Genomic DNA, 13,539 nt, shown 5'->3' with positions numbered 1-13,539 from the left:
TAGAGGAGGAATTCTAATATGAATAGAATCAGTAATTTGCAAATTTATTTAAAGGAAAACCGGATTGATGCAGCGTTTATAACCAATCCTGATAACGTCTTTTACTTTACCGGTTTCAAGAGCAACCCCCATGAACGTCTGCTCGGTGTCATGATTTTCAGTGAGGCTGAACCGTTTCTTATTTGTCCTCAAATGGAAATTCCGGATGCGAAAGCTGCCGGATGGAACGGCGACATCGTCGGCCATACCGATACAGAAAATGCGATGGAGATTCTTCAGCACACCGCGCAGAAAAAAGTTTCTTCCATTACAACAATGGCAATCGAGAAATCGCATATGATTGTGGAACGTTTTGACGCGATCAACGAATTTTTCAGTTCACCAACTACAGTCGGCATTGATGAAAAAATAAATGCCATGCGTGTCATCAAAGATGCCGCAGAGATGGAAATCCTTCGCGAGGCTGCAGCGCTTGCAGATTATGCAATCGAAGTCGCCGCAAAAACAATCAAAGAAGGCATTACGGAAATCGAAGTCATGACAGAAGTGGAACTGGCACTGAAAAAACGCGGTGTTACACATATGTCCTTCGACACGACAGTACTGACCGGCGACCATGCCGCTTCTCCTCACGGCAAAACCGGAGACCGCAAATTGAAAAAAGGGGACCTGGTCCTGTTTGACCTGGGCGTTGTCCACAAAGGCTATTGTTCAGACATTACACGCACACTTGCACTCGGCGAACCCGGTGAAGAACAGAAAAAAGTCTATGGCATCGTCCTTGAGTCCGAACTTGCGGCATTGCATGCTGTAAAGCCTGGTGTTACCGCAGCTGAACTTGACAGAATTTCCCGGGAGGTCATCGAACGTGCCGGATATGGTGAATACTTCACTCATCGGTTGGGCCACGGTCTTGGCATTTCGGTGCACGAGTTCCCCTCCCTTCACGGCTCTAACGACATGAAAATGGAACAGGGCATGGTGTTTACCATTGAGCCCGGCATTTATGTTCCCGGTTCCGTAGGCGTAAGGATTGAAGACGACCTTGCTGTCACAGCAGACGGTGTCGAAGTTTTAACCAACTACCCGAAAGAACTCCAGATTATAAATAATTGAAAAACCAAAAGCATGTTGAGAAAGTAAAAATGAAAGCCGATATTCCGCAAAACAGCTTCGAAGGCAGTATCCGACGCCTGCGAGGATATTGCCTTTGCGACGAAGTGCGTAGCACTGCAGGAGCACGATTTTAAGGCTGCTCCTGCATCGCTTCGCTAGCTTCGTCGCAAAGAGTCGGCCGAACTACCTTCGGCCAACACTTGGCTCGCGCTGAGCTAACTCGGTCTCGTTTCACTTCGCCCGAGTGGATCTCAGCACTTCGCTTGGTCCCCTGGGCGTCTTCGCTGTTTTGCTCCATATCTCAGATCGTTTTCTATAAAGGAATACACGTTTAAGTGTGTTGCAAGCTAGAAAGTGGACACTTCCATTCTGCACAAAACAGAATGAAGCGTCCGCCTAGAGCGCAATGATTGGAGAAGTTGTCGGTTTTTCGACAGCCTGAAAAGCTGCACCGGAAAAAATCCCGGTGCAGCTTTTTTATTTCTATTGTTAACGCTAATTCACCTGAGATTCAAGTGGATTACGTTAAGCCAACAGTTCGTCTACAGATTTGTATTCGAGTCCCTGGTCGTCGGCAACCGCTTTATAAGTGACATAGCCGCCAAGCGTATTTACGCCTTTTTTCAGTGCTTCATTTTCAAGAATGGCTTTTTTATAGCCTTTGTTCGCAATTTGCACGGCATATGGAACCGTTACATTCGTCAATCCGATTGTGGAAGTACGTGGAACTGCTCCGGGCATGTTCGCTACAGCGTAATGGACAACATCATGTCTGATATATGTTGGTTTATCATGCGTCGTGATGCGGTCACTTGTTTCGAAAATTCCACCCTGGTCGATCGCAATGTCAACGACGACCGAGCCCGGTTTCATCGATTTGATCATGTCTTCAGTCACTAGTTTCGGAGCTTTGGCACCCGGAATCAATACCGCTCCAATCACGAGGTCCGCTTTCTCGACAGCATCCGCAATATTCAATGGATTTGAGATCATTGTTTGAACATCCTGGCTGAACAAATCATCTAGTTGGCGCAGACGATCGGGATTTAAGTCAAGGATGGTTACATTTGCTCCCATTCCGACAGCTACCTTAGCGGCATTTGTCCCTGCGACGCCTCCGCCGATCACTGTAACTTTGCCGCGTGAAACGCCAGGAATTCCCCCCAGAAGGATTCCTCCCCCGCCATGGATTTTTTCCAGGAATTGAGCACCAATCTGAGTCGCCATTTTACCGGCAACTTCGCTCATAGGAGTTAATAAGGGCAATGAGTTATTCGGCAGCTGGACAGTTTCGTAGGCAATTCCGATAACTTTCGAATCCAGCATCGCTTGTGTCAATTCAGCTTCAGGAGCTAAATGCAAATAAGTGAACAGGATCATACCTTCTCGGAAGTAACCATACTCAGAAGCAGTCGGTTCTTTTACCTTCATGATCATTTCCTGGTTCCATGCTTCTTCGGCCGTTGCAACAATGCTCGCCCCTGCAGAGACATAATCTTCATCCGTAAAATTAGATCCAAGGCCGGCACCTTGTTGAATAAATACCTCGTGGCCAGCCAATGATAAATTGACTACGCCAGATGGTGTCATTGCTACTCTGTTTTCATTATTCTTCACTTCTGTTGGAACTCCAATACGCATGGTGATACCCTCCAATAATAATTAATAGGAAATATAGATTAGAACATTTATACTTCAAAGCAAATCCATTCTATCAGATATTATTAAACTTTGCCCAATTTTATTCCTATTTTCATTAATTCATTCAAACCTCCCCATTGGACTCAGTTAACGAAAAGGCAGATATATTGTGATAGGCTATTTAATTAAATATTAAAATATTATTTTTTTCGAATTCAGCTAATATATCAACTAATCTGATACACTTGGGCCTTCAATGGAAGCGATTTTATGAAGCTGAATTTTTCATTCCCAATTTTTCTGTCACATCTTTCAGGTAAATTTTATGTAAAAAGAAGGACCTGCCCCTACCGATAGCGAATTTCATAATTAGATAAGGAGGAATGTAATTATGACATTAAAATATCAGCAAATCCTGGTAGCAGTTGATGGGTCGAAAGAAGCTGAGTGGGCATTCAAAAAATCGGTGGGAATCGCAACCCGTAATAACGCAACTTTGAACCTGGTCAATATCATCGACACGAGATCATTCGCAGCAATCGAAGCGTATGACCGCTCCATCGCGGACAGAGCGCAAAAGTTTGCTGAAGATCTTTTGGCGGACTACAAAAAAGAAGCCATGGCAGCAGGTGTTGAAAAAGTTAATATCGTAGTTGATTACGGTTCACCGAAAACAATGATTTCCCGGGATCTGGCTGCAAAGGTTGAAGCCGACCTTATAATCTGTGGTGCCACCGGTTTGAATGCAGTCGAACGTTTTCTCATCGGAAGTGTCTCCGAGCATATCGTGCGCTCAGCTAGATGCGACGTTCTCGTTGTCCGGACTGACGATGCTCCTGCCGATCTGAAAGCAATGGCTGATGAAGAGCAAAAACCGACTACCTAGTATATAGCATTAAAAACCTTTTCCGTCTTAGGAAAAGGTTTTTTTCTATGGATAAATTATTGAGCTCATAACCGCAACCAACTGCTTCTTATGTCATTTCACAATCAGCACAGGAATATCGACTTTATTTAAAACTGAACGGCTGACACTGCCAAGCACCATTTCCTGCATCGGATTCAAGCCCCTTTTTCCCATTATCAAAATATCGAAATTCCGGTCATTTGCATATTCTGATATCACATGGGATGGAATGCCATAGATCATTTCCTTCTTATAAAATATTTCTTCGCTTTCAAACATATCGATAATAGGCTCTATTTTTTTCTGGCGGGCTATTTCAACTTCCATTGAAGTTCCGCGGTGAATCTCTTCGCTCTGAGCTTCGTTGTGATCGATGACATACACAATCGTCACTTCAGACCCTTTTGACAAGGAGGCAAGTTTGACAGCTTCCTTTGCAGCACGCAATGAATTATCTGAACCATCTGCAGCCATTAAGATTTTTTTATACATAAATTCCACTCCTCGAATGGGGATTATGTTGCCGGTCTCTTTAACATACTTCTAGAAAGCTGGCTGCAACCCTTTTTTTCGGAGCCGAAAACGTAAAATTATAGAAGAAAGTTGTAAACCGATATTACGCAAACCAGCTTCGCTTGCCTGGGGGCTTGCGCTGAGCTAACTCGTTCTCGTTTCACTTCGCCCGAGTGGATCTCAGCACTTCGCTTGGTCCCCTGGGCGTCTTCGCTGTTTTGCTCCATATCTCAAATGGCTTTCTATTAAAAGAATATTCTTTTAAGTCTATTTTATGAAGCAAACACTCCAATTTTATATAGAACCAAAATGAAGCGTCAGGTGGCGAAAAGCAAAGATGTGTTCATAGGCTTCGGCCAATGTCTTTCCTGCGGGAATCAGAAAAAAAGACAGACCCGCGAAGGTCTGCCTTTTCTTATTGGTCACACACCCATTTTTCGGCGGGTATTATTGACTTTCTTGGTTTGCTGGCTTTTCATCTTTTTCGTTTCCGAAGATGCGTTGCCGTTTCCTTTATTGCCTGAAGCCTGATTTTTCTTGGCTTCGAGCTGACGTTTTACAGCTTCCTGCAAACTTACTTTTTTTGGTGTTTCACTGGATTCACTCACGTGTCGTCCCTCTTTTCAATTGGTCTGGTGTCACATTTCTGCTGACTCCAGTATAGCATATTTCTGTCAATTCAGCCTTTATTTTCTTTGAACCAATTATTGACCTGTGTGAAAAACTTTGCCATTGATTCCGGTTTTGACATATTCGGAACTTTCGCCAGCAGCACTTCTCTTGGTGCTTTTACGCCTTCTTTTTTCTTTTGCAAAACGAGGATACCTTTGGCGTGGGAAGAATTTTTAAAAAGAGTGTCAGGCAGTTCCATCACTGCCTGAATATAGGCAGTTTTTTTCAAATATTTGTGAAGCTGATCGGCCATCGGTGATTCAAAGAGCGCTTTGGGAACGATAAAGAAAAGATAGCCCCCATCCGCAGTATGTTTCATTGATTGTTCAATGAATAGATGGTGTGCATAGGACATGCCTTCGTCCGCTTTCAATTCGAAGGATGCTGCATTTTCCTCTGAAGGATAATAGCCAACCGGCAAATCGGATACAACCGCATCCACCGGATCGATCAATAAAGGCTGCAGGGCATCCTGCAAATAGAGTTTAATCGGCTGCTGCACCAGATTGCCGATATTTGAAGCCAATCTGATCAGCAGATCATCTATTTCCACGCCGGCTCCCAGTAATTTGCCATCCAGATAATTCATGATGGTCAGCAGCAAATTCCCTGTTCCGACCGCCGGATCAAGGATCGTCGCCTGCTCTTTTTTCACAAACAACTCCACCAGATAGCCCATCAACAACCCTAAAGCATCCGGAGTCATCTGATGATGCGGCTGAATATGCTCTTTCATGCCTTTTAAAACTGCGAGCTGGATTGCTTTGCGGATATCTTCCTTGCCGGCATCACCGTCGGGCTGAATATGTCCGTCCAGCCAATTCTCAGTAGTCGTCAATAAACTTTCAAGATAGGAATTATCCTTCTCCTTTTGTATTTCTTCAGTATGCTTATCAATAAAATTAAAAACATTTTCCATGGATGAATTCATCACTTCGCCGTCCTCAATAAGGAAACCCACTCAGATGAGTGGGTTTCAAGTTTTATTTTGTCAATTCTTTTACTGCTTCGATCGCTTTATCATAATTCGGATGATTCGTTCCCTCAGGAACATATTCCACATATGTCACTTTATCGTTTTCATCCACTACAAATATGGAACGGGCCAGCAACCGCAGTTCCTGCATCGTTACTCCGAACGCTTCACCGAAAGAAAGATCGCGGTGATCGGAAAGTGTAGTGAGATTTTTGGCTTCATTGACTTCAACCCATCGTTTTTGTGCGAAAGGCAAATCACAGGTTACATAGTAGACTGCAACATCGTCTCCCAGCGTAGAAGCTTCTTTGCTGAAACGTTTCGCCTGATCAGAACAAACACTTGTATCCAAGGATGGTGACACTGTGAACAATCTGACTTTACCTGCTGTATCCTGGGCAGTTACAGGGTTCAAGTCATTGTCAAGTACTGTGAAATTCGGGATTTGGTCTCCAACTTTGACTTCTTTGTTTGGTAAGGTAACACGATTATCATGAAATGTAACTTGTACCATTCAAACGCCTCCCTTTCATATTGTCTTCATCATACTAAAAGACACTCTTCTCTTGCAACCCGGAACCTTCACGACGTATTTTTTGCATCATCCGGCGTTTTCGGAAAGATTGCTCATGGACAACCGTCGTATCTGCAAAATAATCATGTACACCCTGCTTTAACGGTGTAAAGCCTACGATAAAATAGAGAGGGAGAACTGTCACTGATATAAATCTGCCAATCCATTCTCTGAATAGCAAAGTGCCCCAGTCAAGCGTATCTTTTTGAAGTGAAACAACTCTGATGGCGAATATCATTTTGCCAAGCGTCTGTCCCAGAAACTTTGTCATCAATACAAAATATGCATAGAACAATATTGCCGATAGAATCGCAAACGGTGCATACCATGGAACATTGCCAGTATCGATTCCCAGCAGCGTAAAAACAGGTTTCACCAATATCGATGTTGCGGCTGAAATCACCAGCAAATCGATCAGGTATGCCCAAAAGCGGATCCAGAAACCGGCTGGTTTGCGTTCGTAGAACATCACTTCCTCGTATTGCAATTCATCAGGGCGTTTGGTTCTGGAATCATCCACTGTCATTTCCTCTGGAATATTATTCTCGGCCATGTCCAGCCCTCCTTATTTGTCACCGTATAAATACATCATGCGCGGCGCGCTGTATTCGGTCATCAATTTCGTGAGCATTTGTGTTTCCAAATCGGCTCCGAATAGCGATTGAACTTTCACGGAAAATAATGAAGCCCAGCTTTGGGAAGTGCCATATTCGAAAACTTCAGCGTTTTCAAGATCAAAATCATTTCGAAGATGCGCTAAGACATCTTCTGCATAACCGATGTCATCTGCCAGGTTCGCTTCCACTGCCTGACGGCCATTCATAATGCGTCCATCAGCCACTGCCCGGACTTCTTCTTCGGACATATCGCGGCCTTCAACGATTATATCAACAAAGTTCTGATATGAATCGTCGAGCATTTCCTGCAACAAAGCACGCTCTTCATCAGTCATCTCACGGGTCGGACTCATAATGTCTTTGTATGGGCCGGACTTGATCGTTACAAAATCAACTCCGTAGCGTTCTGCAAGTTCACCATAATTGATACTTTGCATAATAACCCCGATAGAACCCGTCAACGTTTCCTGGTTCACAAAAATTTTCTCAGCCGGTGCAGCGATGTAATAACCGCCTGACGCTGCCATTGCCCCCATCGAAACGTAAAACGGCTTTCCTGTCTCTTCCTGGATTTCAGTTATTTGATCATAAATTTTTGCGGATTCAACCACTCCGCCTCCAGGCGAGTCGACTTTCAACATTACCGCTTTGACCGTATCGTCCATCTTTATCTGTTCCAGCTGTTGCAGGAAAAATTCATGGTTATAGCCAACCGTACCCAGTAAAGGAGATGCTTCTCCGGTATCCTGGATGGCACCATTCACTTCCAGAACAGCAATACGTGAATTGGCACTGCCGTCTTCAAGAACGGTTTCATCTAATCCGGAGCTCTGTTCTATCATCATCTCATCTAAGTTTTGGGTAAAATCATTCTGAAAAATTGTGAACACCGAATTCACCAGCAATGAGACTACAAGCACCGCTGCTGCTATTACCAGAGCGATCCACCTTTTTGTATTCATAAAAATTTGCCTCCTTCTTTTATTCTATTTAATATACGCCTTACTTCATAAAATGTTTCATTGTTTTGTATTATAGGCGATCGGTTTTTGAACCCTATCTCTCCGGATCTTATGTGCCTCAGACATTTTGGATGCTGTAAAAAGGATCAATGCGACCCAAATAAATGAAAATGATATCAGGCTGATCCGGTTAAATTCCTCCCCGTAAATCATCACCCCGATTACGAGCATCATAGTAGGCGCGATATATTGCAGGAATCCTATCATATACATGGGTATGAGCGGAGCACCGCTTGCAAATAAAAATAATGGCAGGGCCGTGACGGCACCACTGAGGATCATCAGCCAATCGGTTTCTGCGTTGACTGTTGTAAATGAAGCCCTGTCGATTGCAAACAGGTAAATATAAAAAACAGTGGCGACCGGCAGGACAAACAGAGTTTCGAGCGCCAGTCCGCGAAGTGCATTCAATTTAATCGTTTTTTTGATCAGTCCATAAAAAGCGAAACTGAATGCCATTCCGGCGGCCATCCACGGGAATGAGCCATAGGAAATCGTCAGGATCGCAACACCGATTGCTGCCAGCACGAATGCGAATTTGATGGCAGGTGTCAACTTCTCTTTCAGAAAGAACACACCCAGCAGCATCGAAACCAGCGGATTGATGTAGTAGGCCAGACTCGTTTCGACTATCCGGTCACTGGTCACCGCAAATATGTAGAGAAACCAGTTCAGCGTGATCAGATAGGATGCCAGCATCAATGTAAAAAAAGCTTTCTTCGATTTCCAGAGGCTTTTCAGGTCTGCCAGCAGTTTTTTATGGCCGCCAATTGCAAATATGAATGCCACTGTAACCCAGAATGCCCAAAAAATTCGTGCTGCCAGGATTTCGTCGCTTGGAACATGTCCAAGCTGCTTCCAATAGATTGGAAGGACTCCCCACATCGCGTAAGTAAGTATTGTATAGATTATCCCTTTTTTCTCATCTGCCATATTCAATACTCACCATTCTATTGTTATTTTGCAAAACGAAACATTATTCAATTATAGGCTCCAAGCTTAGCTAAGGCAATTAAAAGAGCAGCCGGAATTTTCCGGCTGCTCTGCAGTATGATAAATAAGTAAGATATGACATGGTAGCCGATATTCCGCAAAACAGCTTGCTTGCCTGGGGGCTCGCGCTGAGCTAACTCGGTCTCGTTTCACTTCGCCCGAGTGGATCTCAGCACTTCGCTTGGTCCCCTGGGCGTCTTCGCTGTTTTGCTCCATATCTCAGATCGTTTTCTATAAAGGAATAAACTTTTAAGTTTATTACAAGTGAAGAAGAGGACACTTCCATTTTCTGCACAGAACAGAATGATGCGGCAGGCGGTGAAGTGCAAAGATGTGCTCCTGTCTCTGCATCGCTGCGCTGCAGGAGCATCGGTTTTCAACGCGACTGAGGAGGCTCAGGACACGCTCCCCGCGGAAAGCATCCGCCTAGAGCGAAATAATTGGTAAAGTTGTCGGTTTCTCGATAGCCTTAAAAAGCAGCCGGAATTTTCCGGCTGCTAGTTCTTATTTATTCATTTCCTTCTGGCGAAGTTCGACCCGGCGGATTTTACCGGATGCGGTCTTCGGCAATTGGTCCAAAAACTCGATCGACCGCGGATACTTATAAGGAGCCGTCAATTCCTTGACGTGATTCTGCAACTCTTTCACCAGCTCATCGGTCTGGTTAACTCCTTCAACCAACACCACAAACGCTTTTACGACGGTTCCACGGATTTCATCCGGTGAACCGACAACGGCACATTCCTGCACAGCGGGGTGTTTTACCAAGGCGTCTTCCACTTCGAAGGGCCCAATCGTATAACCGGAAGAAATGATGATGTCATCACCTCGTCCCTCAAACCAGAAATAGCCGTCGTCATCTTTTGACGCTTTGTCTCCGGTAATATAGTAATCGCCGCGGAATTGCATTTTCGTGCGTTCATCATCGTTGTGATAGCCCTTAAACAAAGCAGGTGTTTCAGCGTGGACGGCTATGTCTCCGACTTCGCCAGGTTTGCAGGGCTGACCGAACTCATCGACGATTTCCACTTTATTGCCCGGAGTGGGTTTGCCCATAGAGCCGATACGGATATCCATCCCTTTCATAACGCCAACCAGCAGCGTATTTTCTGTCTGGCCGTAGCCATCTCTGACTTCCAGCCCGAAATGTTTTTTGAAGACATTGATGACTTCGGCATTGAGCGGCTCACCGGCTGACACCGCACTGTGAAGTGAAGACAGATTGAAGGTGGACAGGTTTTGCTGTTTTGCCATCAGCCGATATTCTGTCGGCGTGCAGCACAGGACATTAATTTTTTGGCGTTCAAGAATCTGTAAATATGTTTCCGGATCAAATTTCCCGTTATAGACGTATCCGGTCGCACCACTGCCTAAAGTTGCCAGGAAAGGACTCCAGATCCATTTTTGCCATCCGGGGCTTGCTGTTGCCCAGACCAGGTCGCCTTCGTTTACACCCAGCCAATGCTCTGCAGAGGTCCGCAGATGCGCATATGCCCATCCGTGGCTATGCACGGCTCCTTTTGGATTTCCAGTAGTGCCCGATGTATAGGACAGAAACGCCATATCATCGCTGACCGTTTCCGCTTTGTTAAACTGATCGGATGCCGATTCCATTTCCATCGTCAGGGAAACCCATGAACTGTCGGAGTTACCGATGACGAATTTCACCACACGATCCATTTCCGGAACCTCGTTGAATTGATCCATGAATGGTTCATATGCGAGAACCGCTTTTGCACCGCTATGATTCAATCTATAGGAAATATCTTTTGCTCGGAGCATCTCTGAACTGGGAATTACAGTGAGACCCGCTTTCAATGCCCCGATATAAGCTACATAAGCTTCAATCAGCCTCGGGACCATGACAAGCACAACATCGCCTTTTTGAAGACCTGCCTTTTCAAAACTGTTGGCGGCTTTATTGGCCAGTGCCATCAGTTCATCATATGTAACTTTTTTGGAATCCCCACCATCATTCTCCCAGACAATTGCCAGTTTACCGGTTCCGTTTGCAAATTTTTCGATCTCATCTACAAGATTATAATCTTTCGGTGCCAATAATGCTTCACGGTCCATGTTGAAACCCCCTAAAATTATTTGCTGTTTATACCCTTATTATTGTAACGCAATAATTTTAGTATTCAAAATAATTTAATATAAATAAAGACCGCCCATTGGCGGCCTTTACAATAAATCATCGAACTCAGTCTCTTTAGGTCTTGGAAACTTAATGATTTCGCGCTCATCAACAGCTTCCTGGATCAGTTCTTCAAATGACACAAATTCCTCGTAATACTCCACTTTTTCCAGCTTAGGTTTTGTTTTCGGATTTGCCGGTGTGAAAATCGTGCAGCAATCTTCGTAGGGCCTGATCGAAATATCATGCGTTCCGATTTTCATCGCTGTATCAATGATTTCCAATTTATCTGTTGCAATCAATGGCCGCAACACAGGTGTAGTGGTTACCGCATTGATGGCGTACAGACTCTCAAGTGTCTGGCTCGCCACCTGCCCCAGACTCTCACCGGTGATGATCGCTTTGCAGTCAGTGGCTTGAAGGACGCCATCCGCGACGCGCATCATCATACGGCGTGTAGACGTCATCGTGATATTATCGGGCACCTGTTTATGGACTTCCTGCTGAAGTTTTGTAAAAGGTATGATGTGAAGATTAACGGATGAACCGAATTCACTCAATTTTTGGGCCAAATCAAAAACTTTCTCTTTTGCGCGTTCATTTGTAAATGGAGGACTGAAGAAATGAATCAATTCCAATCTGACGCCCCTCTTCAACATATGATAACCCGCGACCGGACTGTCGAGACCTCCCGACAGCATCAACAACGCTTTCCCTCCCGCTCCGATTGGTAAACCACCGGCACCGCTGATGACTTCAGCCGTCATATAGGCAGATTTTTCGCGGATTTCGACTTTTAAATCGATATCCGGATTTTTCATCTGGACCGACAATTCCGGAAATGCCCGAAGTACATGTGAGCCGATGCCATGGAGGATTTCCGGTTTCTGCAGCTCAAAATCCTTATTGGCCCGCCGGACAGTAACTTTAAAACTTTTTCCTTCTTTATCCATTTTCCCCACCAAAATCCTGGCGGCTTCCTGCATCGCTTCCAACGATAATTCCGTTTCGGTAACCGGACTGAAAGACTGGATGCCAAAAACTTTTGGAAGGCGAGCTATGACCTGTTCCATATCTTCTTCGCTATCTGAATAGATGAACATCCGGTCGCGTTCCGCTTTGATCTTCAGTTTTCCAAGGTCACTGAATGTATGATGAATATTATCACGGAGACGGCCGACAAAAGAGCTTCTGTTTTTTCCTTTTGTAGATAGTTCTCCGTATCTGATGAGTATCTGATTAGTTTTCATTTTTTCGAACTCCTTTGATAATCCGATGGACCTTTTTGAATGCATGTTGAAAGTCCATTATATCCTGTTGTGTCGTAAATGCTCCGAAACTGATTCGAATAACACCGTCCCTGAAAACGGGCGGCACATTCATCGCGTCGATGACATGGCTGGTTTCCGTGTTTTTCGAGGAACAGGCACTCGAGGTGGATACGATCACCGCTTCATCCTGAAGTCCGGAGACCAGCACTTCCCCTGTAACACCACTTAATGCCAGAGATAGAATATGGGGTGCCGCACTGTCGGGACTGATGATCATGATATCGTCAAAAGTACTGAAAAATTCCCGCAGGCTCCGATTCCATTCCGGGAACAGCGGATTCGGCTGCGCAAGCCTCAATGCTTTTGCCAAAGCAGCGGCATGGGGAACTGCAACCGTTCCGCTGCGAATCCCTGCTTCCTGTCCTCCGCCATAAATGATCGGCTCCGGTTGAAAATTATTAAATGCGAGAATGCCACCGCCTTTAAGGCCATGAATTTTGTGGGCAGACAGCGTCAACAGATCTGGCGTATTTTGCGGATCCAGTCCAATTTTGCCGATGCTTTGGACAGCGTCCGTATGAAGAAAAGCCCGTGTTGAGCTTATAATCTTTTTAATTTCCGAAAGTGGATTGATGACGCCGGTTTCATTGTTGACATGCATCAATGACACAAGGATCGTATCGTTTCTCAGGCTCGCCTTCAACTCATCTAAATCGATTTGACCAGCCTTATCAACTGACAGTCTTGTGATTTCAAATCCTCTGGATTCAAGTTCGTCCAATGTCTTCAACACTGATGCGTGCTCGGTCACTGCGGATATGACATGGCTGCCCCGGTGCCGATAGGCGGTCGCCGTGCCAATTAACGCCAGGTTATTCGATTCAGTGCCGCCTGAAGTGAAGACAATCCGTTTCATATTCAACAATTGCGCAATTTGCTTACGTGCAGACTCTAATAAATTTTCCGCATCATTGCCAATTTTATGAAGGGATGCCGGATTGCCGTAATATTCCTCACTTGCTTTCATAAACGTTTCCAATACTTCTTTTTTGGGTTTTGTTGTTGCACTATTATCGAAATAGATCATCCTATAACCTCCG

General features: G+C 44.8%; 13 protein-coding genes. 2 read left to right on the top strand and 11 right to left on the bottom strand.

The genetic code is table 11. The features are described 5' to 3' along the window. Nucleotides 1-18 precede the first annotated feature (18 nt). Nucleotides 19-1,116 carry a M24 family metallopeptidase gene (locus ACFQ1X_RS03025; RefSeq protein WP_144838808.1) on the top strand — a complete coding sequence of 366 codons (1,098 nt, stop codon included), beginning with the start codon at nt 19-21 and terminating at the stop codon, nt 1,114-1,116. Between the two features lie 525 nt (nt 1,117-1,641). On the opposite strand, the gene ald is transcribed toward ACFQ1X_RS03025, so the two are convergent. Then, nucleotides 1,642-2,757: an alanine dehydrogenase gene (ald, locus tag ACFQ1X_RS03020; RefSeq protein ID WP_144838806.1), complete on the bottom strand. Its 1,116-nt coding sequence runs from the start codon at nt 2,755-2,757 to the stop codon at nt 1,642-1,644. 391 nt (nt 2,758-3,148) lie between these two features. Here ald and ACFQ1X_RS03015 point away from each other — a divergent pair, with 391 nt between their 5' ends. Further along, a complete protein-coding gene (locus ACFQ1X_RS03015) occupies nt 3,149-3,643 on the top strand; it encodes a universal stress protein (protein ID WP_144838804.1) in 495 nt (164 codons plus the stop codon). A 93-nt stretch (nt 3,644-3,736) separates the two neighbouring features. Here ACFQ1X_RS03015 and ACFQ1X_RS03010 read toward each other — a convergent pair whose 3' ends face one another. The 10 genes from ACFQ1X_RS03010 to ACFQ1X_RS02965 all read right to left on the bottom strand — a co-directional run bounded on the left by ACFQ1X_RS03010 (nt 3,737) and on the right by ACFQ1X_RS02965 (nt 13,526). Beyond that, nucleotides 3,737-4,156 (bottom strand): universal stress protein, encoded by a 420-nt coding sequence (locus tag ACFQ1X_RS03010; protein ID WP_144838802.1) that lies wholly within the window; start codon nt 4,154-4,156, stop codon nt 3,737-3,739. 443 nt (nt 4,157-4,599) lie between these two features. Then, nucleotides 4,600-4,785: a hypothetical protein gene (locus ACFQ1X_RS03005; RefSeq protein WP_144838800.1), complete on the bottom strand. Its 186-nt coding sequence runs from the start codon at nt 4,783-4,785 to the stop codon at nt 4,600-4,602. A 71-nt stretch (nt 4,786-4,856) separates the two neighbouring features. Further along, nucleotides 4,857-5,780: a class I SAM-dependent methyltransferase gene (locus tag ACFQ1X_RS03000; RefSeq protein WP_144838798.1), complete on the bottom strand. Its 924-nt coding sequence runs from the start codon at nt 5,778-5,780 to the stop codon at nt 4,857-4,859. 52 nt (nt 5,781-5,832) lie between these two features. Further along, on the bottom strand, nt 5,833-6,339 hold the full coding sequence (gene tpx / locus ACFQ1X_RS02995) for a thiol peroxidase (protein ID WP_144838796.1): 507 nt from the start codon (nt 6,337-6,339) through the stop codon (nt 5,833-5,835). Between the two features lie 34 nt (nt 6,340-6,373). Beyond that, complete coding sequence (locus ACFQ1X_RS02990; RefSeq protein WP_379081300.1) at nt 6,374-6,952, bottom strand: RDD family protein; 579 nt, start codon at nt 6,950-6,952, stop codon at nt 6,374-6,376. Nucleotides 6,953-6,964: 12 nt separating this feature from the next. After that, nucleotides 6,965-7,978, bottom strand: a complete 1,014-nt coding sequence (gene sppA / locus ACFQ1X_RS02985; RefSeq protein WP_144838794.1) for a signal peptide peptidase SppA — start codon at nt 7,976-7,978, stop codon at nt 6,965-6,967. 57 nt (nt 7,979-8,035) lie between these two features. Next, nucleotides 8,036-8,971 carry an EamA family transporter RarD gene (gene rarD / locus ACFQ1X_RS02980; RefSeq protein WP_144838792.1) on the bottom strand — a complete coding sequence of 312 codons (936 nt, stop codon included), beginning with the start codon at nt 8,969-8,971 and terminating at the stop codon, nt 8,036-8,038. Nucleotides 8,972-9,535: 564 nt separating this feature from the next. Then, nucleotides 9,536-11,107, bottom strand: a complete 1,572-nt coding sequence (mbcS, locus tag ACFQ1X_RS02975; RefSeq protein ID WP_144838790.1) for an acyl-CoA synthetase MbcS — start codon at nt 11,105-11,107, stop codon at nt 9,536-9,538. A gap of 108 nt (nt 11,108-11,215) precedes the next feature. Beyond that, nucleotides 11,216-12,418 (bottom strand): tRNA uracil 4-sulfurtransferase ThiI, encoded by a 1,203-nt coding sequence (thiI, locus tag ACFQ1X_RS02970; protein WP_144838788.1) that lies wholly within the window; start codon nt 12,416-12,418, stop codon nt 11,216-11,218. Continuing rightward, nucleotides 12,408-13,526 carry a cysteine desulfurase family protein gene (locus tag ACFQ1X_RS02965; protein ID WP_144838786.1) on the bottom strand — a complete coding sequence of 373 codons (1,119 nt, stop codon included), beginning with the start codon at nt 13,524-13,526 and terminating at the stop codon, nt 12,408-12,410. Before ACFQ1X_RS02965 ends, thiI begins: the two co-directional genes overlap by 11 nt. Nucleotides 13,527-13,539: the final 13 nt, after the last annotated feature.

Source organism: Metaplanococcus flavidus (assembly GCF_042675885.1).
Lineage (GTDB): Bacteria > Bacillota > Bacilli > Bacillales_A > Planococcaceae > Planococcus > Planococcus flavidus.
The sequence above is the reverse complement of the archived record's forward strand: the minus strand, read 5'-3'. Positions and strand labels throughout refer to the sequence as shown.

What these genes read in the sequence shown, in the direction of transcription:
- ACFQ1X_RS02965 (WP_144838786.1), bottom strand. Translation starts at nt 13,526, where the DNA reads ATGATCTATTTCGATAATAGTGCAACAACAAAACCCAAAAAAGAAGTA.
- sppA (WP_144838794.1), bottom strand. Translation starts at nt 7,978, where the DNA reads ATGAATACAAAAAGGTGGATCGCTCTGGTAATAGCAGCAGCGGTGCTT.
- ACFQ1X_RS03025 (WP_144838808.1), top strand. Translation starts at nt 19, where the DNA reads ATGAATAGAATCAGTAATTTGCAAATTTATTTAAAGGAAAACCGGATT.
- thiI (WP_144838788.1), bottom strand. Translation starts at nt 12,418, where the DNA reads ATGAAAACTAATCAGATACTCATCAGATACGGAGAACTATCTACAAAA.
- ACFQ1X_RS02990 (WP_379081300.1), bottom strand. Translation starts at nt 6,952, where the DNA reads ATGGCCGAGAATAATATTCCAGAGGAAATGACAGTGGATGATTCCAGA.
- ACFQ1X_RS03000 (WP_144838798.1), bottom strand. Translation starts at nt 5,780, where the DNA reads ATGAATTCATCCATGGAAAATGTTTTTAATTTTATTGATAAGCATACT.
- ACFQ1X_RS03015 (WP_144838804.1), top strand. Translation starts at nt 3,149, where the DNA reads ATGACATTAAAATATCAGCAAATCCTGGTAGCAGTTGATGGGTCGAAA.
- rarD (WP_144838792.1), bottom strand. Translation starts at nt 8,971, where the DNA reads ATGGCAGATGAGAAAAAAGGGATAATCTATACAATACTTACTTACGCG.
- ACFQ1X_RS03010 (WP_144838802.1), bottom strand. Translation starts at nt 4,156, where the DNA reads ATGTATAAAAAAATCTTAATGGCTGCAGATGGTTCAGATAATTCATTG.
- mbcS (WP_144838790.1), bottom strand. Translation starts at nt 11,107, where the DNA reads ATGGACCGTGAAGCATTATTGGCACCGAAAGATTATAATCTTGTAGAT.
- ald (WP_144838806.1), bottom strand. Translation starts at nt 2,757, where the DNA reads ATGCGTATTGGAGTTCCAACAGAAGTGAAGAATAATGAAAACAGAGTA.
- tpx (WP_144838796.1), bottom strand. Translation starts at nt 6,339, where the DNA reads ATGGTACAAGTTACATTTCATGATAATCGTGTTACCTTACCAAACAAA.